At 62.7% G+C, this 22,626-nt stretch carries 16 protein-coding genes, 2 tRNA genes, 2 rRNA genes and 1 riboswitch (1 of these 21 running past the window's edge); of the genes, 13 read left to right on the top strand and 7 right to left on the bottom strand.

All coding sequences use genetic code 11. The annotated features are described in order from the left end of the window. Positions 1-7: 7 nt before the first annotated feature. Positions 8-781: a lysophospholipid acyltransferase family protein gene (locus L6639_RS22945; RefSeq protein ID WP_237863910.1), complete on the top strand. Its 774-nt coding sequence runs from the start codon at positions 8-10 to the stop codon at positions 779-781. Here the strand turns inward: L6639_RS22945 and L6639_RS22940 are convergent. After that, the gene (locus tag L6639_RS22940; protein WP_237863909.1) at positions 778-1,389 is read right to left on the bottom strand and encodes a gamma-glutamylcyclotransferase; all 612 of its coding nucleotides are present in this window, start codon (positions 1,387-1,389) and stop codon (positions 778-780) included. The genes L6639_RS22945 and L6639_RS22940 overlap by 4 nt on opposite strands. Before the next feature lie 110 nt (positions 1,390-1,499). Between L6639_RS22940 and L6639_RS22935 the strand changes: the two genes are divergently transcribed. The 4 genes from L6639_RS22935 (at position 1,500) to L6639_RS22920 (ending at position 5,294) form a co-directional block, all read left to right on the top strand. Next, positions 1,500-2,684: a DUF2125 domain-containing protein gene (locus L6639_RS22935; protein ID WP_237863908.1), complete on the top strand. Its 1,185-nt coding sequence runs from the start codon at positions 1,500-1,502 to the stop codon at positions 2,682-2,684. Between the two features lie 133 nt (positions 2,685-2,817). Then, the gene (locus tag L6639_RS22930) at positions 2,818-3,015 is read left to right on the top strand and encodes a hypothetical protein (protein WP_237863907.1); all 198 of its coding nucleotides are present in this window, start codon (positions 2,818-2,820) and stop codon (positions 3,013-3,015) included. 279 nt (positions 3,016-3,294) lie between these two features. Then, positions 3,295-4,866 carry a hypothetical protein gene (locus L6639_RS22925; RefSeq protein ID WP_237863906.1) on the top strand — a complete coding sequence of 524 codons (1,572 nt, stop codon included), beginning with the start codon at positions 3,295-3,297 and terminating at the stop codon, positions 4,864-4,866. Between the two features lie 17 nt (positions 4,867-4,883). Further along, complete coding sequence (locus L6639_RS22920) at positions 4,884-5,294, top strand: hypothetical protein (protein ID WP_237863905.1); 411 nt, start codon at positions 4,884-4,886, stop codon at positions 5,292-5,294. Here the strand turns inward: L6639_RS22920 and L6639_RS22915 are convergent. Genes L6639_RS22915 through L6639_RS22905 form a run of 3 tightly spaced genes read right to left on the bottom strand, consistent with a single transcriptional unit; the run spans position 5,291 to position 8,207 of the window. Beyond that, positions 5,291-6,232, bottom strand: a complete 942-nt coding sequence (locus tag L6639_RS22915) for a prephenate/arogenate dehydrogenase family protein (RefSeq protein WP_237863904.1) — start codon at positions 6,230-6,232, stop codon at positions 5,291-5,293. The genes L6639_RS22920 and L6639_RS22915 overlap by 4 nt on opposite strands. Continuing rightward, complete coding sequence (gene hisC / locus L6639_RS22910) at positions 6,229-7,323, bottom strand: histidinol-phosphate transaminase (RefSeq protein WP_237863903.1); 1,095 nt, start codon at positions 7,321-7,323, stop codon at positions 6,229-6,231. Before hisC ends, L6639_RS22915 begins: the two co-directional genes overlap by 4 nt. Positions 7,324-7,358: 35 nt before the next feature. Further along, positions 7,359-8,207 carry a chorismate mutase gene (locus tag L6639_RS22905; protein ID WP_237863902.1) on the bottom strand — a complete coding sequence of 283 codons (849 nt, stop codon included), beginning with the start codon at positions 8,205-8,207 and terminating at the stop codon, positions 7,359-7,361. A 206-nt stretch (positions 8,208-8,413) separates the two neighbouring features. Further along, positions 8,414-8,493, top strand: a riboswitch (SAM riboswitch). Positions 8,494-8,586: 93 nt separating this feature from the next. Between L6639_RS22905 and metX the strand changes: the two genes are divergently transcribed. Together metX and metW are read left to right on the top strand one after the other, a co-directional pair. Beyond that, complete coding sequence (metX, locus tag L6639_RS22900) at positions 8,587-9,804, top strand: homoserine O-acetyltransferase MetX (protein ID WP_237863901.1); 1,218 nt, start codon at positions 8,587-8,589, stop codon at positions 9,802-9,804. A 2-nt stretch (positions 9,805-9,806) separates the two neighbouring features. Then, positions 9,807-10,469 carry a methionine biosynthesis protein MetW gene (gene metW / locus L6639_RS22895; protein ID WP_237863900.1) on the top strand — a complete coding sequence of 221 codons (663 nt, stop codon included), beginning with the start codon at positions 9,807-9,809 and terminating at the stop codon, positions 10,467-10,469. Positions 10,470-10,614: 145 nt separating this feature from the next. Here metW and L6639_RS22890 read toward each other — a convergent pair whose 3' ends face one another. Further along, on the bottom strand, positions 10,615-11,478 hold the full coding sequence (locus L6639_RS22890; RefSeq protein WP_237863899.1) for an alpha/beta fold hydrolase: 864 nt from the start codon (positions 11,476-11,478) through the stop codon (positions 10,615-10,617). A 218-nt stretch (positions 11,479-11,696) separates the two neighbouring features. Between L6639_RS22890 and L6639_RS22885 the strand changes: the two genes are divergently transcribed. Beyond that, positions 11,697-12,335: a TIGR02594 family protein gene (locus tag L6639_RS22885; RefSeq protein WP_237863898.1), complete on the top strand. Its 639-nt coding sequence runs from the start codon at positions 11,697-11,699 to the stop codon at positions 12,333-12,335. Positions 12,336-12,488: 153 nt separating this feature from the next. Here L6639_RS22885 and L6639_RS22880 read toward each other — a convergent pair whose 3' ends face one another. Next, positions 12,489-13,277, bottom strand: a complete 789-nt coding sequence (locus tag L6639_RS22880; protein ID WP_237863897.1) for an MOSC domain-containing protein — start codon at positions 13,275-13,277, stop codon at positions 12,489-12,491. A 242-nt stretch (positions 13,278-13,519) separates the two neighbouring features. On the opposite strand from L6639_RS22880, the gene clpB reads away from it, so the two are divergent. Continuing rightward, positions 13,520-16,159, top strand: coding sequence for an ATP-dependent chaperone ClpB (gene clpB / locus L6639_RS22875; RefSeq protein ID WP_237863896.1), 2,640 nt, complete (start codon positions 13,520-13,522; stop codon positions 16,157-16,159). Positions 16,160-16,244: 85 nt separating this feature from the next. Here the strand turns inward: clpB and L6639_RS22870 are convergent, their stop codons facing one another. Further along, the gene (locus L6639_RS22870) at positions 16,245-18,308 is read right to left on the bottom strand and encodes a M23 family metallopeptidase (protein ID WP_237863895.1); all 2,064 of its coding nucleotides are present in this window, start codon (positions 18,306-18,308) and stop codon (positions 16,245-16,247) included. 1,010 nt (positions 18,309-19,318) lie between these two features. On the opposite strand from L6639_RS22870, the gene L6639_RS22865 reads away from it, so the two are divergent. The 4 genes from L6639_RS22865 to L6639_RS22850 all read left to right on the top strand — a co-directional run. Next, positions 19,319-20,805, top strand: a 16S ribosomal RNA gene (locus L6639_RS22865). 187 nt (positions 20,806-20,992) lie between these two features. Continuing rightward, a tRNA-Ile gene (locus L6639_RS22860) sits at positions 20,993-21,069 on the top strand. 33 nt (positions 21,070-21,102) lie between these two features. Beyond that, a tRNA-Ala gene (locus tag L6639_RS22855) sits at positions 21,103-21,178 on the top strand. Between the two features lie 387 nt (positions 21,179-21,565). Continuing rightward, positions 21,566-22,626 (top strand): 23S ribosomal RNA (locus L6639_RS22850); it runs 1,785 nt beyond the window's last position. Together the 16S and 23S rRNA genes with 2 tRNA genes alongside form the textbook arrangement of a ribosomal RNA operon.

Genomic DNA, 22,626 nt, shown 5'->3' with positions numbered 1-22,626 from the left:
ATTGTTGATGTTCCTGATTTTCCTGCGCTCGCTGCTGTTCAACGTTCTGTTCTATACAGTGCTGGTGTGCCTTGCGATCGTGGCGCTGCCGACCTTCGCGTTGCCGCCGCGCGCCATGCTGACGGTTGCCCAATGGTGGGCGAAGGCGACGCTGTTCCTGATGCGCGTGGTCTGCAACATCAAGGTCGAATTCCGCGGCGTCGAGAAGATTCCGGAAGGGCCGCTCGTGATCGTCGCGAAGCACCAGTCGTTTTGGGAAACCTTCGTGCTGCCGGGCTTTTTCTATCGCCCGATCTTCATCCTCAAGCGCCAGCTCATGCAGATCCCGGTGTTCGGTCAGTTCCTGGTCAAGACCGGCATGATTGCCATCGACCGCAAAGCCGGCGTGAAGGCGCTGCTCGACATGACGCGGCGCGCACGCGAGGCGGTGCGCGGCGGCGGTCAGCTCGTCATCTTTCCGGAAGGCACCCGCCGCGCGCCGGGGGCGCCGCCTGATTACAAGACCGGCTTTGCTCAGATCTATTCATCCTGCGGCGTGCAGTGCCTGCCGATCGCGCTCAATTCCGGCCTGTTCTGGCCGCGCCGCACCTTCATGCGCTATCCCGGCACGCTGGTCGTGGAGTTCCTCGATCCGCTGCCGCCGGGCCTGCCGAAGGATGAGTTTCTCGCGCGCGTGCAAGCCGTGATCGAGGATGCGACCGGTCGCATTGTCGAAGCAGGACGGAAAGAGCAGGAGCAGTTGATCGGCAGCGCGCCGAGCTATGCTCCGACGGACAGCTAGCGGCTGTCCCGGGTTTCGTCGGGAGCCGGCGCGTGCGACGAATGCACCTCGCCATGCAGCATCATGGCGAGCTGATGCAATTGCGTGTCGCGAAAACCTTCGGCCTCGATCGCCTTCACGGTCGCCGTCACATAATCGCGGTTGGCGCCGGACTGTCCGTGGCCCTGGAGCACATGGCGATGCTGATCGGCGAGCGACAGCCGGCCGGCATATTGCACATGGCCGCGGTCGACGACATAGGCGAGCGCCGAGACACGCTCACGCGCTTCATTCTCCAGCCATACCGAGCGCATCACCTCGCGATAGACCGAGGTCACCTGTTCGCGCGCGCGCAAATAGGCGACGACGTCGGCGCGGTTCTTTTCAGCGACGCGGAAGGCGATGCCGCGGCAGGCGCCGCCGCGGTCGAGCCCGAGCACGAGACCCGGCTGCTCCGGCGTGCCGCGATGCACGAAGGAATAGACGCAAAGCGCGCGGTGCTCGCCGACCAGCCGCGCCGGGACGCGCTCGTCGAATTCGAAGCCCGGCCGCCACATCAGCGAGCCATAGCCGAACACCCAGAGGTCGCCCTTGGCTGATGTGACGGTGGGGAGGGTGATTTCCGACATTTCGGGCACGGCTACCAGAAGCGGGGGCCCAAGCGAAGCGAATTCTCCGTCTTTCGTTGGAGGCCAGCCTCGCTTACATTTGACAAAATCTGGGGCCAAAGGGTCGCCGCATGTCCGATATGACCGTTGCCGCAGGCCGGCGCTCCCGTTGGGGGCTCTTCATTGCTCCCGTCATCCTCCTGATCCTCGCGGTCGCCTGGAGCGGTTTCTGGTTCTATGCGGCCTCGCAGGCCGGGATCGCCGCAGATGCCTGGCGCGTGCAGGAGGCCAAGGCCGGCCGCATCTATGACTGCGCCAAGCGCTCGATCGCGGGCTTCCCGTTCCGCTTCGAGGTCCAGTGCTCCGGCGCCAGCGTCGCCCTGGTCTCGCAGAATGCGAGCAAGACGCCGTTCACGGCCAAGCTCGACAACATCCTGGTCGTCGGGCAGGTCTACGATCCCAAACACGTCATTGCGGAATTCACGGCGCCGGCCACGCTGGTCGACGGCGTGACGCAAAACACTTTCGTGGTGAACTGGAGCAAGGGCCGCAGCAGCGTGATCGGCTTGCCGGCGGTGCCGGAGCGCGCCTCCATCGTGTTCGACGATCCCAGCATCAACAGGCTCGATGGCTCGGTGCAGGTGCCGCTCGCGCGCGCCAAGCAGATCGAGCTGCATGGTCGCCTCGCCGATGGATCGACGTCGGCTCATCCTGTGATCGAGACCGTGCTTCAGGTCTCGCAAGGCAGCATTCAGGGCGTGCATCCCTTGCTCGCCGAGCCGTTCGAAGCGGACACGCGCGCCAAGATCAGCGGCCTCTCCGATCTCACGCCAAAGCCATGGCCGCAGCGCTTCCGCGAGATCCAGGCCGCCGGCGGTCATATTGAGATCGTGCAGTCGCGCATCCAGCAGGGCGAGATGATCGCAGTCGCAGCCGGCACGCTCGGCCTCTCGGCCAATGGCCGACTGGACGGCGAATTGCAGATGACGGTGACCGGCCTCGAGCGCGTTATCCCGGCGCTCGGCATCGAGAAGATGCTGGAAGAGGGCGTGCCCCAGGCCACGCTCGATCGTGTTGCGCCCGGCGTGAAGTCGCAGGACCTCAACAATCTCTTCGGTGCGCTCGATCGTGCCGTTCCCGGCCTCGGCAAGGTCATCAAGCAGAACGCCAATGCCGGCGTTGCCGCAGGCATCAACTCGATCGGCACCGAGAGCACGCTCGAGGGCAAGAAGGCGCGCAGTTTCCCGCTGAAATTCGTCGATGGCGCCGTCCTGCTCGGCCCGTTCAAGGTCGGCCAGATTCCGCCGCTGTACTGATTCGCGGTCACGGCGCCTTCGCGCCGATGTGATGACGCGGCGGCCTCGCATCGGGAATGCGGAGCCGGAAAGTCCGGTCTCTCTCCATGTCGCCCGCCGAATGCAGCGGGCCGAGCAGGCAGGAGAGAACACCATGACGATGTCCAGATTGTTCGTGACCGCCATCGCCGTCACTGCCGCGCTTGCGACGCCTGCGTTTTCACAGTGGGAGTCGCGCGGGCCAACCGCCTTCGATCGCGCTGTCGCGAGTCGGGCAGCACGCAACACCATGGCCAATTTGCCTTCGACATCACCGCGCCCCACGGTGATCCGCGCGACCAAGGGCCAATAGCCGCCATCCCCCTTGAGATTTTGCGCGTCGTGGAGTTGGGCCCGGCCATGTCCCGGCCGGGCCCAATGCGCGTTGCGTGAGTCCCGCAGTCATCGCGCGCATGCGGATCGGGGACGCCACCAAAATATTCCGAACATGATCGTCAGGAAAACGTGATGCAGAAGATGCACGAGCCAGCGAATAACAGCAGTCCCAATCCCATCACTCCACACCAGGGAAGCACGCACGCGCCGGGGGCGCGACGGCCAGAATCTGCTTCCCAAGCGGAGGGAGGCTTACGTGCGGATCATCACACGCGGACTGATGCTGGGACTACTCGCTGCCTGTTCGGGACAGGCGCGTGCCGACGACAATGTCGCGTCCGAAATCCAGGCGCTGAAGGCGAAGCTGAAAGAGCTGCAGCAGAAGGTGGATTCGGAGGCACGTAAGACGCGCCAGGTCGAAGCGGCTCAGTCGAAGGCCGCACCGATGGCGGCAACCTACAAGGCGCTGCCCGCCGATCCCTGCGCGTCCGGCAAGATCTGCTACAAGGGCATCACGCTGACATTCGGCGGCTGGGTCGATCTCACCGGGATCTACCGCTCCCGCAACATCGCCTCCGACACCGGCTCGGTCTACAATTTCATTCCCTATCAGCAAGCCCACAATTTCTTCGTGCCGGAGACGCGCTTCTCGGCGCGCCAGAGCAGGTTCTCGGTGCTCGCCGAAGGCAACGCCAATCCCGATACGCATCTCGCCGGCTACGGTGAAATCGACTTCGAGGGCGCTGCGCAGACGGCGAGCTCGGTTGCGACCAACTCCTTCAACCCGCGCATGCGGCAGCTCAGCCTCGAGCTCGACCGCACCGATCTCGGCCTGCACTTCCTGGCCGGCCAGTCCTGGTCGCTGAACGCGCCGACAAAGTCGGGCATCGATCCCCGCGGCGTCGATGCGCCCGGCGTGATCGATTTCGAATCCGTTCCGGGATTCCTGGCAGCACGGCAACCGGGCTTGCGCGTCTGGCGGGATATCGGGCCCGAGTTCAAGATCGCGGCTTCAGTCGAAAATGCGCAGACCGCGTTTTTTGGCGGCAACACGCCGACGGTTGGTACGCCCGCGGTCGGCCCGCAGGGCGTGATCAACCCGAACGTCCAGGTCAATCTGACCGGACCGGGCGGCAGCTTCTTCAACAACCTCAACAATGTCAGCTTGAACCAGGTGCCTGACGTCACCGCCAAGGCGGCGTGGGATCCGCGGCTCGGGCCCTACAAGCTGCATGTCGAAGCCTGGGCGCTCTATCGCCAATTGTTCGATCGCTTCAACGGCGCCAACCACACCTACGACACCGGCAGCTTCGGCGGTCACGTCTTCGCGGAGCTGATTCCCAAGACCCTCGACCTCCAGCTCTATGGTGCACATGGCGTGCTCGGCCGCTTCACGGCGACGCCGTTCCCCGATGCGGCTGTGGCGCAGGATGGCACGGTGCTGCCGCTGACGATCACCGCCGCCGCGGTCGGCCTGATCTGGCACGCAACGCCTGAACTCGACGTCTACAGCTACGCCGGTCTCGAAAAGGCCAAGGCGAATTTCGCCAATGTGGGAACGGTGCCGTTCGGTTACGGCAATCCGCTCTACAATAACACCGGCTGCTTCACCGAGAACACGCTGGCCGCGACCTGTAACGGCAACACCCGGGAGGTCCGGCAAATCACCGCGGGCATCTACGACACCGTCTACCAGGGCAATTACGGCACGCTCAAAGCCGGCGTGCAGTATTCCTACACGCAGCGCTTCGCCTTCGCCGGTGTCGGCGGAGCACCCAAGACCGACGACAACATCGTCATGACGCAGATCCGCTACTACCCGTTCTAGACCATCGTGAGTGGCAATTGTCCGACGGTCTTCTGATCCTTCGGCTCGCGCAAATCGTCGCCCGGCTTGGCCTGGCGATGTCGGGCGCGGTTGGTGCGACCTTTGTCGCGGCCTTGTTGATGCGGGCCGAGCTGCCCTGGTTCGACACCGTCGAGTTCACGCTTCTTCTGATCGTGCTCGGGATGATCGGCGCATATCTCGGGATCGACATTCCGCGCGCTCCCTTGATCGGTCTTGCCAGCGCGACCGGCACGTTCCTCGCGGCGGGAGCCGGCCTGCTCGCGCTTTACGCCTTCGTGTTCGACGAGACGTCCGATGCCGCGGACAATCTGTTGTTCGGCGCCACCTGGATGCTGGGCGTGTGCCTGCAGATTGGCGCCGGTCTTGCCGGGCGGCGCCGCATCGCGCGGGTGAGGGATCGCCGCTAGCTCTGCTTCTTGTCGAGCTGCCCATGCTGGCGGCCGAAGTCTGCTGCGGCCGAATCCTGGCCGATCTCGACGATGCCGCGACGGATGGCGCGGGTGCGGGTGAAATGGTCGAACAGCGCCTCGCCGTCGCCGCGACGGATCGCGCGGGTGAGTTTTGCCAGATCCTCGGTGAAGGTGCCGAGCATCTCCAGCACCGCATCCTTGTTGGCGAGGAAGACGTCGCGCCACATCGTCGGATCTGACGCCGCGATGCGGGTGAAGTCGCGGAAGCCGCCCGCGGAGAATTTGATGACTTCGGACTCGGTCACCTGCGCCAGCTCGTCGGCCGTGCCGACGATGGTATAGGCGATCAGATGCGGCAGATGGCTGGTGATCGCGAGCACGAGATCATGATGATCCGGCGTCATCACCTCGACCTTGGCGCCCATCGCCGCCCAGAATGCGCGCAGATGCGCGGTCGCCTCGGCGTCGGTACCTTCAGGCGGTGTCAGGATGCACCAGCGATTGATGAACAGCTCGGCAAAGCCGGAATCAGGACCCGAATGCTCGGTGCCGGCGACGGGGTGCGCCGGCACGAAATGAACGTTCTTCGGCAGATGCGGCGCCATGTCCTTGACGACAGCGCCCTTGACCGAGCCGACGTCGGAGATGACGGCGCCGGGCTTCAGATGCGCAGCAATCTCCTGCGCCACCGGCCCGCAGGCGCCGACGGGAATGCAGAGGATGACGAGATCGGCATCCTTCACCGCTTCCGCATTGGTCGCCACGACTTTGTCGACGATGCCGAGCTCGAGCACGCGCGCGCGCGTCTTCTCCGAGCGCGCGGTGGTGACGATCTCGCCGGCCAGGCCTTGAAGCTTCGCAGCGCGCGCGATCGAGCCGCCGATCAGGCCGAAGCCGATCAGGGCGACGCGCTGGAAGTGCGGGTCCACGCTCATTTGCCGGCCATGAAGTCGCGCAAGGCTTCGACGACGAGGCGGTTGGCCTCCTCGGTACCGATGGTCATGCGCAGCTGATGGTGCAGGCCATAGTTCTTCAGCGCGCGCAGCACGAGGCCACGCTTGGTGAGATAGGCGTCTGCCGCATCCGACGTCTTGCCTTCTTGCGGGAAGTGGATCAGCACGAAATTGGCGACGCCGGGCGTCACCTTCAGCCCGAGCTTGGTGATCTCCTCCGTAAGCCAGTTGCGCCAGGTCTCAGTGAACTGCTTCGACATCGCCTGATGCGCGGTGTCCTCGATCGCGGCGACCGCGGCATACATTGCCGGCGTCGACACGTTGAAGGGGCCGCGGATGCGGTTGACGGCGTCGATGATGTGCTCGGGGCCGAACATCCAGCCGACGCGCAGCGCCGCAAGGCCGTGGATCTTGGAGAAGGTGTGCGTCACCACCGTGTTCTCGGTGGTGGCGACCAGCTCGATCCCCATCTCGTAATCGTTGCGCGAGACGTAGTCACAATAGGCGGCGTCAAGCACCAGCAGCACATGCGAGGGCAGGCCGGCGCGCAGGCGCTTGACCTCGTCGAACGGGATATAGGTGCCGGTCGGGTTATTGGGGTTCGCGAGCCAGACCAGCTTTGTCTTCGGCGTCACGGCATTCAGGATCGCGTCGACGTCGCAGGTGAGGTTTTTCTCGGTCGCAACGACATTCTTGGCGCCGACCGCCATGGTGGCGATCGGGTAGACCAGGAAGCCGTGCGTGGTCGAGATCGCCTCGTCGCCGTGGCTGAGATAGGTGTGAGCAAGCAGATTGAGGATCTCGTCCGAGCCGGCGCCGCAGATGATGCGGTTGGGATCGAGCCCGTAGTGGCGGCCGATCGCCTCCCGGAGCACACGCGAGGTTCCTTCCGGGTAGTCCTCCAGATGATCCGCGACGTGCCTGAAGGCCTCGATTGCCTTGGGCGAGGGTCCGAACGGCGTCTCGTTGGCCGAGAGCTTGAACACCTTGCGGCCCGGCTCGGCGACCGGAGTCTTGCCGGGCGTGTAGGGGGCAATATCGAGAATGCCGGGATTCGGCACGGGGCGGGACATCTTCAACTCCGGATAGGCTTCAGGCGGTACGCGATTTACGATTTCGGCCCGGTCGGGGGCACCGTATAGCGCGTTGCGTGGCTGCCGACGAGGGCCGTGGAGCGCACCGAGGCCCCCGCTTCGATCAAGGCAGCCCTGATCTTGTCGATGTTGGTGTCTGATGTGACCGAGACCAGCAGCGCCGCGCCGTCGAAGGCGGTATCCGGCACCGCTACGATGTCGGCGAGCGGCGACAGCGCCCGCGCGACCTCGGCGTTCCACCCCGACACGCGCACGCTGAAGGTCTCGACCTCCGTCACAACGGCGCTGTCGGCCACGCGCGAGATCGCGAACACGGGCAGTGAGGCCGGATGGTCGGCGCGCTCGACGAAGGGCATGCGCGCGATGATCTTCGGTGCGCCCACCGCTTCCAGCTCCAGCCACCACGGCGTGCGGCTAGACGTCGCCGAGACGAGTGCCAGGTCACCCTTGGATTTCGCCACCGCCTCGACCGCGGCCTGCGCACTGAAATGCGCGACGTAAGGCACCGTGAAGCCGAAATGGAAGCGCACGGAATCGCGCATCGCGGGCTCGCTCGCCGAGATGTCGGCATGCACGGAGAACGGCGCCTGGACATAGGTGAAGGTCGAGATGATGACGCGCCAGATGCTCTCGACCGTGTCGAGCGGCAGGATGCCGCGATGGCGCTGCACGATCTCGCGCATCATCGAGGCCTCGCGCGCGGGCCGGAACGCCGAGCCGACCTCCTGGGTCTGCTTCACCTGGATCAGGCGGTCGATAATGTCGCCGCGCTGCATCAACAGGCGATGCATGGCCTCGTCGATCGCGTCGATCTCCTTGCGCAATTCCTGGAGCGATGGTGGCGCGGGCGGACGTTGGGACATATCTGACTAAAGCTGTTGAGAGGCGTTCCAATGCGGATCGGCCAAGCCCGTTGGGTAGCTCGGATCCACTGCGGTCAATGTCCTGATTAGGCAGTCAGGGCGGCGAAAGCAAAGAGAAATGACGGCCTGTAAGGCTGCCAGGTGAGAGGCTGTTTTGCCCAATCCGGACCGCGACTTGACGAAATCAGCCCAAGCCAGTAGGTTTTTCCCTGTTCCGTGGTCATTTGAGCCGGCCGGCTTGCAGCCACGTTAAAAAACTCGCTAAACAGGCCGGGGACGCTTCCGATCCCGGCCGAACCTATCGTTCAGGCCGGGTTTTTCATGGCCTGATGTCAGTCGCGATCTGAAGTCCGATCGCAAACAAGGTCGATGGTCAGAGATGGTTGGCGTCAAGTCTGTCCCAAGTCCTACGGTCCCAAGTCCCACGATCAGTGCCGACGATCGGTCGCATGAGGTCGATCATCCGAGTTCGGAGGTCGCGCTGTTTGGCGCCGAGCAGCCGTTGCGGCTCGACTGCGGCATCGATCTCACCCCGTTCCAGATCGCCTACAAGACCTATGGCGAGCTCAACGCCGATCGCTCCAACGCGGTGCTGATCTGCCATGCACTGACCGGCGATCAACACGTCGCCAATGTGCATCCGGTCACCGGCAAGCCCGGCTGGTGGGAGACGCTGGTCGGTCCCGGCCGGCCGCTCGATCCCGGCAAGTACTTCATCATCTGCTCCAATGTGATCGGCGGCTGCATGGGCTCGACCGGGCCCGCCTCGATCAATCCCGCCACCGGCAAGGTGTGGGGCCTGGATTTCCCTGTCATCACCATCCCCGACATGGTGCGCGCGCAGGCTATGCTGATCGACCGGCTCGGCATCGATACGCTGTTTGCCGTCGTCGGCGGCTCGATGGGCGGCATGCAGGTGTTGCAATGGACCGCGGCCTATCCGAGCCGCGTCTACTCCGCGCTGGCGATCGCCTGTTCGACCCGGCACTCGGCGCAGAACATCGCCTTCCACGAGCTCGGCCGCCAGGCCGTGATGGCCGATCCCGACTGGCACAACGGCGCCTATGCCGATCAGGGCATCCATCCGCATCGCGGCCTCGCGGTCGCGCGCATGGCCGCGCACATCACCTATCTCTCGGACGCGGCGCTGCATCGCAAGTTCGGCCGCCGCATGCAGGACCGCGAGCTGCCGACCTTCTCGTTCGACGCCGATTTCCAGGTGGAGTCCTATCTGCGCTACCAGGGCTCGTCCTTCGTCGAGCGCTTCGACGCCAACTCCTATCTCTATCTGACGCGCGCGATGGATTATTTCGACATCGCCGCCGATCATGGCGGAGCGCTGGCGAAGGCGTTCGCGGGGATCGAGACGCGGTTCTGCGTGGTCTCCTTTACCAGCGACTGGCTGTTCCCGACCTCTGAATCGCGCGCGCTGGTGCACGCGCTGAACGCGTCGAGCGCGCGGGTGTCGTTTGCCGAGATCGAGACCGATCGCGGCCATGACGCCTTCCTGCTCGACGTGCCCGAGTTCTTCGATATCTCCCGTGCCTTCCTGCAATCGGCGGGCAAGGCGCGCGGGCTCACGAACAAGGACGGCTAGCGATGTCTGTACAGCAAGTGCTGCCGCTGAACGGCCTTGCCTCCGAGCAGTCCGGCCCATTTCGCGCCGACCATCTGCTGGTGGCCGAAATGGTCAAGCCGGGCTCGAAGGTGCTCGACGTCGGCTGCGGCGATGGCGATCTGCTTCAACTGCTGGAGACCCGCGGCATCGACGGCCGCGGCATCGAATTATCGCGCGAGGGCGTCAATCGCTGCGTCGCAAAGGGCCTCGCCGTGGTGCAAGGCGATGCCGACACCGACCTCGTCAACTATCCCGATGATGCCTTCGACTACGTGATCCTGTCGCAGACGCTGCAAGCGACGCGTCAGCCCAAGGTCGTGCTGGAAAACCTGCTGCGCATCGGCCGCCGCGCCATCGTCTCGTTCCCCAATTTCGGCTTCTGGCGGATGCGCCTCCAGCTCCTGGTCGGCGGCCACATGCCCCGCACGGAGAATCTGCCGGCGAGCTGGTACGACACCGCCAACATCCATTTCTGCACCATCAAGGACTTCGTCGAGCTCTGCGACGAGATCCACGTCAAGATGGAACGCGCCGAAGCGCTCGATCTCTACGGCCGTCCGCTGCGGCTGCGATTGCCATGGTGGGTGTGGAATCTGTTCGGCGAGCAGGGCGTGTTTCTGTTGAGCCGCGGCCAGGGGAAATAGCTTCTCGTCATTGCGAGGAGCTCGCGACAATATTGCGTAGCAATTTTGCGCCGCTGCGACGAAGCAATCCAGACTGTCTCTGCGGAGGGTCTCTGGATTGCCTCGCTGCGCTCGCAATGACGGAGTGCGCGGCGGCGCCGTCACCCTAGTGCGCGGTCAGCGACCGAGGATCGCGCGCGGGCCACCGTCCCGCTTCCACCAATGTCACGAACCGCGCCACGCTCTCGTTGAACAACGCCGGCTCTTCCAGATTGAGCACATGACCGGACTTCGGAAACATCGCGAGGCCCGCGGCCGGCAGATGTTTCTTCAAGAACAGGCTCGCCCCGATGCAGGGATCGTCCTCATCGCCGCAGATGATCAATGCCGGCGTTGCTATCTTCCTGATCGCATCCGTCAGCGTGTAGATCGACGGCCGCCCGCCCTGAAAGCCGCGCATCGTGTTGGCCGATCCCCTGGAATCGTGCCGCGCCAGTGCGGCATAGAAATCCGCATGACCGCGCGGGTCTTTCACCAGGAAGGGAATACGGCTCGGCGCCTCGCGCGTGATCTTTGCGACTTCAGCCGAGCCCAGCGTCTCGAATTGCTCGGCATTGGCGCGGCACTGCTTGCGCCAGGCGTCGAGAGTCTCGAGCTCCGAGCCTGAGCCGACACCTGCGAGTGTCATCGACATCGCGCGCTGCGGCGCGTTCAATCCGATCTGGAGCGACGAGTACGCGCCCATCGACAGGCCGACGAGATGCGCGCGCTCGATTCCGAGATGATCGAGCACAGCCAGCGCATCGGTGTAGAAGTGAGTGTAGGTGTAGACCTCGCCATTGGGCACGTCAGATGGCGTGTAGCCGCGTGCGGAATAGGTGATGCAGCGGTGGCCGCGCGAGAAGTAGCGCATCTGCGGCTCCCAATTGGTGTAGTCGGCCGCGAACTCGTGCAGAAAAATGATCGGCGTTCCCTGACCTGCCTCTTCGAAATAGATGCGGACGTCGTCCCTGGTCGTGGCGTGGGGCATTAACCGTTTCCCTCTCTTCAAGCCGCACCTTCAGGATCGCAGTTAATGCAGATGTCCGCAATAAGGCAGCTCCATCAGAGCATTGCCGCAAAATCATCGCAGCTATTCGCTGCCGCAGCGTCTTTTTCTCGCCACATCGGATGGCTTAACGGCCCTATCGATGTTGGCCATCGCACGGGCCGACTTTGGGAAGTGGGGGTGTCAACGAAGGATGAAGAATGTTTGAGTTGTTTGCGTCTCGCCTGTCGCGTCGTGTTGTCGCGCTGGCGATGTTCTTCGCGGCTCTTGCCGCGTTCGTTTCTCCGGCCTCGGCGCGGCCGCATCATCGTCATAGCGCAGAGCGGCACGCTTACGTGCATCACGCCAGCAGACATCATCACGTCAGGCACTCGGCCCGCGGCTCGCGCTTCGAGCGCAGCGCGGCTGCGTTGCAGGCGGGTGGATTCGGCAACACGCAGGCCAGCTATGATCCGAGCGCCAGTGTCGGCGCGAGCAGTGGCTTCGGTGGTGGTTCGGGCCTCGTGTCCGAGGCACGCCGCTATCTCGGCGGCAACCCGACGGGCCGCGGCAGCCTGTGGTGCGCGCGTTTCATGAACATGGTGCTCGAGAAAACCGGCCACCAAGGCACCGGATCGGACATGGCGAACTCGTTTGCGCATTACGGCACGCGCGTCTCCGGCCCGCAGGTCGGCGCCATCGCAGTGATGTCGCGCGGTCGCCGCGGCGGTCATGTCGGCATCATCACCGGCATCGATGCGCAGGGCAATCCGATCATGATTTCCGGCAACAACGGCAACCGCGTTCGCGAAGCCCCGATTTCGCGCGGCCGGATCTATGCGTATGTGATGCCGAATTGACGACGGTGCCGTAGGGTGGGTTAGCTAACGGTCGCGCGAAGCGCGATCCGCTGGCGTAACCCACCTCTTTGGTCGCCGCGGTGATAGAAGTGGTGGGTTACGCCGTGCGAATTGCGCTGGGCGCAATCGCGGGGCTAACCCACCCTACGAAGCTCACACGAGCTGCGGCTGCTCCACCGCGACCGCATCCCCCACGCCAATCTCGCCGTCGGCGACCACCTCGGCATAGATGCCGCAATCCATGTGGCCGAGATGGCGCGAGAGCGTCGGTGGTATCTCGAGATCGCGCTTCGCCGTCACCGGGTCCACGTTCGTGGCCGGGCAGCGGACGATGCGCTTGATCACCTTCAGCCGCGCCTGTCCGATTGCGAGCGTCTGGCCGACGAGGTCGAGCTCGGACCAGGCCGGCCAGCCATCCACGTAAAGATTGGCGCGGAAGCGCAGGGGATTGACGGCAACGCCACCAAGCATGGTCTCTATGGCGCGGACGCTGTTGAGATTGATGATCGAGACGACCTTGCGGGCGACGTCCGAAAAACTGTGATCGCGACCTGACAGAACCTTGGGCGGGCCCTTCAGCTCCGGCCGAAAGTTCTCCGTGAAGTAGGCCTCGATCGCCGCACGCCCGGCGGCGGTCTCGAGATCGCCGCTGACGACGATCTGGCCGTCCTTGCGGATGGTCAGGCGATTGGTCGCGTCCTCGAACCGGCTGTCGAGAGAGGCCAGGCGCTCGTTGCGCGCCAGCATCAGGAACTGGATTTTCGGCCTCCACTCGGGGGCTTCAGGGTCGAAACCGCTGGGGCCGTTCTCGATGGCATAGCGGCGGTCGGCGGGAAGGGTCTGGCCCGACCGCACGACGACCCGGAGCAGGGATTCCGGCGTCAGGCCCTTGATCGGGTAGCGGTAAAGGCCGTTGATTTCGGCAGTCTGGCTGGCTGTCATGCCGCTACTTAGGGGATTCGACCCGCACCCGCCAAGCCGGCCGATCTGCGCACGAAATTGTGAAGTCGCCTCTTTCGGTCTGCGGGCCCGCTTCCCACATCTGGGTCAGGCCGGCGCCAGCGCCGGCTGATAACGACCGTTGCCGGTTGAGGAAAGTCAACGCGGGTACCGGAAACCCAATGAAGATGCCGTTTGGGGTGCCTTAGAGGGCCCCGAGGGCAGGCCGAGGGACAGAAAAGACCATGAATATCGACAAATATACCGAACGCTCCAGGGGCTTCATCCAGTCCGCGCAGTCGCTTGCGGTGCGCGAAGGGCATCAGCAGTTTTCCACTCTGCACATGCTGAAGGTGCTGCTGGATGACAATGAAGGCCTGGCTGCCGGCCTCATCGACCGCGCCGGCGGCAATTCCCGCGCAATCCTGAAGGCGACCGAGGACGCCCTGGGCAAGGTGCCGAAGGTCAGCGGCGGCGGCGCCGGGCAGATCTATTTGGCGCCCGAGCTCGCGCGCACCTTCGACGCGGCCGAAAAGGCCGGCGAGAAGGCGGGCGACAGCTTTGTCACCGTCGAGCGGTTGCTGCTCGGGCTGACGCTCGAAAAGAACAGCGAAGCCGGCACCATCCTGAACAAGGGCGGCGTTACCCCGCAAAATCTCAACGCCGCGATCGAGGCGCTGCGCAAGGGCCGCACGGCTGACTCCGCGACGGCCGAGAACGCCTATGACGCGCTGAAGAAATATGCCCGCGACCTGACCCAGGCTGCGCGCGACGGCAAGCTCGACCCGGTCATCGGCCGCGACGAGGAGATCCGCCGTACGATTCAAGTGCTCTCGCGCCGGACCAAGAACAATCCCGTCCTGATCGGTGAGCCCGGCGTCGGCAAGACCGCCATCGCCGAAGGCTTGGCGCTGCGCATCGTCAACGGCGATGTGCCCGAGAGCCTCAAGGACAAGAAGCTGCTGTCGCTTGACCTCGGCGCATTGATCGCCGGCGCAAAGTATCGCGGCGAGTTCGAGGAGCGGCTGAAGGCCGTGCTCCAGGAGGTTACTGGCAGCGAGGGGACCTTCATCCTGTTCATCGACGAGATGCACACGCTGATCGGCGCCGGCAAGGGCGACGGCGCGATGGACGCCTCCAATTTGCTCAAGCCGGCGCTCGCGCGCGGCGAGCTGCACTGTATCGGTGCGACCACGCTCGACGAGTATCAGAAGCACGTCGAGAAGGATGCGGCGCTGGCGCGTCGCTTCCAGCCGATCTTCGTCAGCGAGCCCTCGGTCGAGGATACGATCTCGATCCTGCGCGGATTGAAGGACAAGTACGAGCAGCACCATGGCGTGCGGATCACGGATTCCGCGCTTGTTGCCGCCACGACGCTGTCCAACCGCTACATCACCGACCGCTTCCTGCCGGACAAGGCGATCGACCTCATGGACGAGGCCGCGGCGCGGCTGAAGATGCAGGTCGATTCCAAGCCGGAAGAGCTGGATTCGATGGATCGGGAAATCATCCGGCTCAAGATCGAGCAGGAAGCGCTCAAGAAGGAAAGCGATCTCGGCTCCAAGTCGCGTCTTGAGTCGCTTCAGAAGGAGCTCGCCGAGCTCGAGGAAAAGTCTGCGGCGCTGACGGCGCGCTGGAGCGCGGAGAAGAACAAGCTCTCCGACGCCCAGAAGCTGAAGTCGGAGCTCGACGCCCTGCGCGTCGATCTGGCCGATGCGCAGCGGCGCGGCGAATTCCAGAAGGCGGGCGAGCTGGCCTATGGCCGGATCCCGCAGCTCGAGAAGCAGCTCGCCGATATCGAGGCGCGCGACGGTTCCGGCGAGATGATGGAGGAGGCGGTCACCGCCAACCACGTCGCGCAGGTGGTCTCGCGCTGGACCGGCGTGCCCGTCGACAAGATGCTGGAGGGCGAGAAGGAGAAGCTCCTGAAGATGGAGGAGCAGCTCGGGCAGCGCGTCGTCGGCCAGGCTGAGGCCGTGCGTGCGGTCGCGACCGCCGTGCGTCGTTCGCGCGCAGGCCTGCAGGACCCGCACCGGCCGACCGGCTCGTTCATGTTCTTGGGCCCCACCGGCGTCGGCAAGACCGAGCTGACCAAGGCGCTTGCCGAGTATCTCTTCAACGACGAGACCGCGATGGTCCGCCTCGACATGTCCGAGTACATGGAGAAGCACTCGGTCTCGCGGTTGATCGGCGCGCCTCCGGGCTATGTCGGTTATGACGAGGGCGGCGCCCTCACCGAAGCGGTGCGGCGCCGGCCTTATCAGGTGGTGCTGTTCGACGAGATCGAGAAGGCGCATCCTGACGTCTTCAACGTCCTGTTGCAGGTGCTCGACGACGGCCGTCTGACCGATGGCCAGGGCCGTACGGTCGATTTCCGCAATACGCTGATCATCATGACCTCGAACCTCGGTTCGGAGTATCTGGTGAATCAACCCGAGGGCGAAGATACCTCTGCCGTGCGTGATCAGGTGATGGGAATGGTGCGCGGACATTTCCGCCCCGAGTTCCTCAACCGCGTCGACGAGATCATCCTGTTCCACCGCTTGCAGAAGAGCGAGATGGGCCGGATCGTCGAGATCCAGTTCACCCGGCTCCAGAAGCTGCTGACCGATCGCAAGATCGTGCTGACGCTCGATGCTGCGGCCCGCGACTGGCTCGCCGCCAAGGGCTGGGATCCCGCCTATGGCGCAAGGCCGCTCAAGCGGGTGATCCAGCGCTACCTGCAGGACCCGCTCGCGGAGATGATCCTGGCCGGCGACGTCAAGGACGGCGACAGCGTCGCGATCTCGTCCGAAGGCAACGTGCTGACCTTCAACGGCAAGGCGCCGCAGACCGCGGAGATCGCCCAGTTCGAGGCACCGGTGTCGAAGCGGAAGCTGAACTGACGGTAGCGCTCACTGCGACGTGAAAAATGCCCCGGAAGGCGACGCCTTTCCGGGGCATTTTTTCGTCGTCGTCTGATCCGGAGAATTACCGATTCGTGACCTGCAACGGCCCACCCGTCGCATCCGACATGCGTGCGATGGCGCCGTTGCGGCCGCTCATCATCGCATCGAGCCGGTCGCGCTCCTTCTCGAAGCCTGACAGCATCGGGCCTTCCAGCGAACGGCCGCGCGGCAGTTTCACGCGCATCGGGTCGACGAAGCGGCCGTTGACGAGGATTTCGTAGTGGACGTGGGGGCCGGTTGACTGGCCCGTCGAGCCGACGAAGCCGATGACCTGGCCCTGCCGCACCTTCTTGCCTGGCTCCATGCCCTTGGCGAAGGCTGACATGTGGCCGTAGGCCGTCTCGTAGCCGTTGTTGTGCTTGATGCGGACGTATTTGCCGTAGCCGCCTTCGAGCTGCGCCTTCTCGATCACGCCGTTGCCGGCGGCGAAGATCGGCGTGCCATAGGCAGTGGCCCAGTCGACGCCGGTGTGCATTTTCACGTAGCCGAGGATCGGATGGCGGCGGCCGCCGAAGCCGGAGCGCATGATGGCGCTGTTGACGGGCTTGCGGACCAGGAACTTCTTCGCGCTCTTGCCGGTCTCGTCGTAGTAGTCGACGACGCCGTCGTCGGGGCTCTGGTAGCGGTAGTATTTCTTGGTTTCGCCGCCGACCGTGAGCGAGGCGAACAGCACTTCGCTCTTGTCGACCGCCGCCGAGCCCTCGTCTTCGCCGGCGTAGAACACATCGAACGAGTCGCCCGGCGCGACCTTGCGCTGGAAATCGACGTCGTAGGAGTAGATCTTGATCATGTCGTCGATGACGGGCATCGGCACTTTGTTGCGCATCGCGGTTTCGTAGATGCTCTGATAGAGCCGCACGCCGCTGCCGTCATCGTCGTCATCGTCTTCGCTGCTGGCGTTGGCCGTAGCGTCGGCGACGGTGTTCATGCTGGACACGTCGACCGCGACGTATTTGCCGAGATCGGACAGCGCCGCGATCGCCTCGACCACGGTGTCGTTGGCGACGACGACGCGATAGGGCTGCAGCCTTGCGCCGGGGCTTGCGGGCGCCATCAGGATGCGAAGCTTTTCGCCTTCCTTCAGGCCGCCGTCGCGGCCGCGGGGGCCGAGCGTTGCGGCAATCGCCTTGATCTCCTCGGCCGTGGCGCCGAGATCGCGCAGCACGGAGCCGACGCTGTCGCCCTTCTTGACGACATGGACGCGCTCGCCGTTGGGATTGCCGCCGGTGATCTGCTCCTTTGTCTTCGGCAGCAGCGTCACGTTTTCCGGCACCACGCGGGTCTCGAAACCGGCATAGGGATCGGATGACGACGCTTCGGTGGCGTAGGCCATCTTCATGTCGGATGCGCCGGTCGCGCCGGAGACGTCGGCGGTGGCATTGGCGAGCGAGGCGTAGCGCACCCCGCCATTGCCGCGCCAATTGGCGGCATCGCGCACCCGCATCAGGATGTCGTCGAGCGCCACCACCGCGGAAATCTTGGCCTTCGGCAGCACCGGCGAAAGATCCTTGGTGACGAAGGAGACCTCCGCGTCGGGCTCGACGGCCTCGGGATTGTTCGGATCGTCGGTCGCGGTCTTCGGATCGGAGCCGACGTCGGTGAGCATGCGCTGCGCGTTGAACGGCGGAATCTTCGCCGACAAATCGCTCGTCGTCATCGACAGGTTGCCGGCGATCCGGATGAAGGGGCGCACCCGCATCACGTCGCGGTTGCCGACGCGGGCGACTGTCGAGACGCGGACGATGTTGCGCGAGGCGGTCGAGTCACTGGGCGGCGGCAGGCGATCGCTCTTGTGCAGCGTCACGGTGCGATCGGCCGCGCCAAAGGCTCCGCGCAGCGCGCCCTCGACCCGCTCCGGCACCTTGGCGAAGGTCATTTCGCCGTCGAGAGATGCGAAAACGGCGCCGCCGATCAGGGCTGCGCCGCAGAGTCCGGTTAGAATTGTGCCGCTGAACCATTGCACCGAGACGCGACGGCGATCGATGACGGCGGCTTCCGAACCATCGACGGACAGCGGCGGCTCGTGGCCGAGATCGATGATCCCGGTCTCACGCCCGTAAGCGCCGCGTGACGTCCTCTGGTTCAACCCAAGTCCCCCAATCAACGACCCGAAACCTTCGCTTTCAGCGCCTCATTCCGGTCGCCCTCTTGCAGGGGCATCTCGGAAAAAGCCTTATCGCACAAATGCTCGCGCTCAGAAGGCCTCGGATGAGGCCCGGCCGAAGTTACGAACAGCTGGGCAGGTGAAGGTCTCTCGATGTCTTTCGAATGTCCGAAGAAGGCCGCGTCATCGTCAGATCGCCTTCTCTGAACCCCATGAAAATCGCTGGCAGCCCCCACTGGCACTCCGCGATTCAAGCTTGTCTCATACCAGAACGCCGCGGGATTGTGGCTCTAGTACGGCGCCCAATATGGAAAAAGTTTCCTCAACGACCCGTCGCAGGCCCCCCGGACCCGGGGACGGGGCGAGGCCGCTTTCGCCCCCTCAGGCGCCCCCTTCAGGGCCCCTCAGGAGCCCGCCGGGGCCCAAACTTTTTTTCAGATTTTTTACCGAGCCGCGCGCCTCCGCTCGCTCTCCGTCTCTCTAATTGGCTGTGATCATTGGATTTTTTACGCTAATCCACTGTGCGACGATTTGTTGACGATTGGCGTTGACAGCCCGGAAGGTGGGGCCTATAACCCCAACCACTGAGCGCGGCGCCGCCGGGTCACTGACCAAGGCGAGCGAACGCGCCACTGATGCTCCTCACCTTGTTGAGTGACACAACAGCCGACACAATCGGTTGGAGTCATTCGACGTCGGTAAGGGTGTCGGAACCCTTCCACTCTGGAAGGTTGGGGCCTCCACGGTCCCGGGCTGTTTGACAAGTGAAGATGAAGAAAGAGAAACGTGGACGGCGGAGTCCTTGCGCCTCTCGGACCACTTAAGAGCTTCGGCTTTTGAGTACTGAGAGAGGACGAAAGACTTCGGCGGTACACGTTTCAAAGGAAACACCATCGTTGTCCGCGATGTGAATCGCAGACAGCAAGTCGATCTCGGTCGACAATGGTGGGACCTCGTCAAACGTTGTGATCAGCCGGTTCAAAGTTCAAGTCCAACTTGAGAGTTTGATCCTGGCTCAGAGCGAACGCTGGCGGCAGGCTTAACACATGCAAGTCGAGCGGGCGTAGCAATACGTCAGCGGCAGACGGGTGAGTAACGCGTGGGAACGTACCTTTTGGTTCGGAACAACACAGGGAAACTTGTGCTAATACCGGATAAGCCCTTACGGGGAAAGATTTATCGCCGAAAGATCGGCCCGCGTCTGATTAGCTAGTTGGTAGGGTAATGGCCTACCAAGGCGACGATCAGTAGCTGGTCTGAGAGGATGATCAGCCACATTGGGACTGAGACACGGCCCAAACTCCTACGGGAGGCAGCAGTGGGGAATATTGGACAATGGGGGCAACCCTGATCCAGCCATGCCGCGTGAGTGATGAAGGCCCTAGGGTTGTAAAGCTCTTTTGTGCGGGAAGATAATGACGGTACCGCAAGAATAAGCCCCGGCTAACTTCGTGCCAGCAGCCGCGGTAATACGAAGGGGGCTAGCGTTGCTCGGAATCACTGGGCGTAAAGGGTGCGTAGGCGGGTTTTTAAGTCAGGGGTGAAATCCTGGAGCTCAACTCCAGAACTGCCTTTGATACTGAAGATCTTGAGTCCGGGAGAGGTGAGTGGAACTGCGAGTGTAGAGGTGAAATTCGTAGATATTCGCAAGAACACCAGTGGCGAAGGCGGCTCACTGGCCCGGTACTGACGCTGAGGCACGAAAGCGTGGGGAGCAAACAGGATTAGATACCCTGGTAGTCCACGCCGTAAACGATGAATGCCAGCCGTTAGTGGGTTTACTCACTAGTGGCGCAGCTAACGCTTTAAGCATTCCGCCTGGGGAGTACGGTCGCAAGATTAAAACTCAAAGGAATTGACGGGGGCCCGCACAAGCGGTGGAGCATGTGGTTTAATTCGACGCAACGCGCAGAACCTTACCAGCCCTTGACATGTCCAGGACCGGTCGCAGAGATGTGACCCTCTCTTCGGAGCCTGGAACACAGGTGCTGCATGGCTGTCGTCAGCTCGTGTCGTGAGATGTTGGGTTAAGTCCCGCAACGAGCGCAACCCCCGTCCTTAGTTGCTACCATTTAGTTGAGCACTCTAAGGAGACTGCCGGTGATAAGCCGCGAGGAAGGTGGGGATGACGTCAAGTCCTCATGGCCCTTACGGGCTGGGCTACACACGTGCTACAATGGCGGTGACAATGGGATGCTAAGGGGCGACCCTTCGCAAATCTCAAAAAGCCGTCTCAGTTCGGATTGGGCTCTGCAACTCGAGCCCATGAAGTTGGAATCGCTAGTAATCGTGGATCAGCACGCCACGGTGAATACGTTCCCGGGCCTTGTACACACCGCCCGTCACACCATGGGAGTTGGTTTTACCTGAAGACGGTGCGCTAACCGCAAGGAGGCAGCCGGCCACGGTAGGGTCAGCGACTGGGGTGAAGTCGTAACAAGGTAGCCGTAGGGGAACCTGCGGCTGGATCACCTCCTTTCTAAGGATGGCTCTTCAGAAGCTTGCTTCTATCGAGCTGTTTTAGAAACATCAGGGGCCAACAGATCGCCAGATCGTTGAGCTCCATTGGCGGGATTTCGCCGTCTACGTTTCTCTTTCTTCGCGGACGAACACGCGCTGGGGCTGCAACCTTGCAGATCCCTGGTCCTTGACTGGATATGCGTTAGGGGCTTGTAGCTCAGTTGGTTAGAGCGCGCGCTTGATAAGCGTGAGGTCGGAAGTTCAAGTCTTCCCAGGCCCACCACACTCATCGAGTGAGCATTCGTCTTCTGGTTACGGGGCCATAGCTCAGCTGGGAGAGCGCGTGCTTTGCAAGCATGAGGTCGTCGGTTCGATCCCGTCTGGCTCCACCAGATGGTTTGATCATCGACTGATCGTGCACCGTCGTCCGCGAAACATCACTTCGCATCCTGCTAGTCTGGATAGACAGCAAGATGCGTGTTTTCTGACATCGTAAAGAGGAGATCGATCCGAGTTGGGTCGTGCAGCAGATTGTTGCGCGAATCCTCCATTATCTCCGGATCATTTTCGGCGCTCGACGCTGACCGCAAGGTTGGCTGAGAGTTGTAAAATGATCCTTTTAGCGAAGCTTGACCGCCTCGCTATCGGAACGATCTTACGAAGCAAGCTGGTCTTTCTAATCATTGTCCGGCTGCAGATAGCGTTCATCGAGGGCGCGTGCCGCAAGGCAATTCTGCAGACAACATTCTGCCGAGTGTGTGGACATTGATAATGAGAGCAATCAAGTGCCTTAAGGGTGTTCGGTGGATGCCTTGGCGCTGAGAGGCGATGAAGGACGTGCTACGCTGCGATAAGCCGTGGGGAGCTGCGAAGAAGCTTTGATCCACGGATTTCCGAATGGGGAAACCCACCTTCGATAGCCGGAACTCCAAGACCTTGTGTCTTGGTGTTCGACCAGAAATGATCGGGACCATGACCGCGAGGTTTTGGATTTCCGGTTATCAAGAGAAGGTATGAGACTTCTGAATACATAGGAGGTTTCAAGCAAACCCAGGGAACTGAAACATCTAAGTACCTGGAGGAAAGGACATCAACAGAGACTCCGTTAGTAGTGGCGAGCGAACGCGGACCAGGCCAGTGATACATCAAAGACAATCGGAACCAGTCAGGAAAGCTGGGCCTCAGAGGGTGATAGCCCCGTACGAGTAATGCGATGATGTATCCACGAGTAAGGCGGGACACGTGCAATCCTGTCTGAACACGGGGGGACCACCCTCCAAGCCTAAGTACTCCTCAGCGACCGATAGTGAACCAGTACCGTGAGGGAAAGGTGAAAAGCACCCCGACGAGGGGAGTGAAATAGACCTGAAACCGGACACCTACAAACAGATGGAGCCCAAGATACGTTCTGGGTGACATCGTACCTTTTGTATTATGGGCCAGCGACTTAATTTAACGAGCAAGCTTAAGCCGATAGGCGAAGGCGTAGCGAAAGCGAGTCTGAATAGGGCGCCAAGTTCGTTGTATTAGACCCGAAACCTAGTGATCTAGCCATGAGCAGGTTGAAGGTGAGGTAACACTCACTGGAGGACCGAACGGGTGCCTGTTGAAAAAGGCTCCGATGACTTGTGGTTAGGGGTGAAAGGCCAATCAAACTGGGAAATAGCTGGTTCTCCGCGAAAGATATTTAGGTATCGCCTCGGATGAATACCTCAGGGGGTAGAGCACTGGATGGGCTAGGGGGACTTACCGTCTTACCAAACCCAACCAAACTCCGAATACCTGAGAGTACTATCCGGGAGTCACACGGCGGGTGCTAACGTCCGTCGTGGAGAGGGAA

The organism is Bradyrhizobium zhengyangense, assembly GCF_022012555.1.
GTDB lineage: Bacteria > Pseudomonadota > Alphaproteobacteria > Rhizobiales > Xanthobacteraceae > Bradyrhizobium > Bradyrhizobium zhengyangense.
Note: the sequence above shows the minus strand (reverse complement) of the source record. Positions and strands in the feature narration are given on the sequence as shown.

Excerpts from the sequence above, each read along its gene's own strand:
- L6639_RS22945 (WP_237863910.1), top strand. The coding sequence starts at position 8 with ATGTTCCTGATTTTCCTGCGCTCGCTGCTGTTCAACGTTCTGTTCTAT.
- L6639_RS22940 (WP_237863909.1), bottom strand. The coding sequence starts at position 1,389 with ATGTCGGAAATCACCCTCCCCACCGTCACATCAGCCAAGGGCGACCTC.
- L6639_RS22935 (WP_237863908.1), top strand. The coding sequence starts at position 1,500 with ATGTCCGATATGACCGTTGCCGCAGGCCGGCGCTCCCGTTGGGGGCTC.
- L6639_RS22930 (WP_237863907.1), top strand. The coding sequence starts at position 2,818 with ATGACGATGTCCAGATTGTTCGTGACCGCCATCGCCGTCACTGCCGCG.
- L6639_RS22915 (WP_237863904.1), bottom strand. The coding sequence starts at position 6,232 with ATGAGCGTGGACCCGCACTTCCAGCGCGTCGCCCTGATCGGCTTCGGC.
- hisC (WP_237863903.1), bottom strand. The coding sequence starts at position 7,323 with ATGTCCCGCCCCGTGCCGAATCCCGGCATTCTCGATATTGCCCCCTAC.
- L6639_RS22905 (WP_237863902.1), bottom strand. The coding sequence starts at position 8,207 with ATGTCCCAACGTCCGCCCGCGCCACCATCGCTCCAGGAATTGCGCAAG.
- metX (WP_237863901.1), top strand. The coding sequence starts at position 8,587 with ATGGTTGGCGTCAAGTCTGTCCCAAGTCCTACGGTCCCAAGTCCCACG.
- metW (WP_237863900.1), top strand. The coding sequence starts at position 9,807 with ATGTCTGTACAGCAAGTGCTGCCGCTGAACGGCCTTGCCTCCGAGCAG.
- L6639_RS22890 (WP_237863899.1), bottom strand. The coding sequence starts at position 11,478 with ATGCCCCACGCCACGACCAGGGACGACGTCCGCATCTATTTCGAAGAG.
- L6639_RS22885 (WP_237863898.1), top strand. The coding sequence starts at position 11,697 with ATGTTTGAGTTGTTTGCGTCTCGCCTGTCGCGTCGTGTTGTCGCGCTG.
- L6639_RS22880 (WP_237863897.1), bottom strand. The coding sequence starts at position 13,277 with ATGACAGCCAGCCAGACTGCCGAAATCAACGGCCTTTACCGCTACCCG.
- clpB (WP_237863896.1), top strand. The coding sequence starts at position 13,520 with ATGAATATCGACAAATATACCGAACGCTCCAGGGGCTTCATCCAGTCC.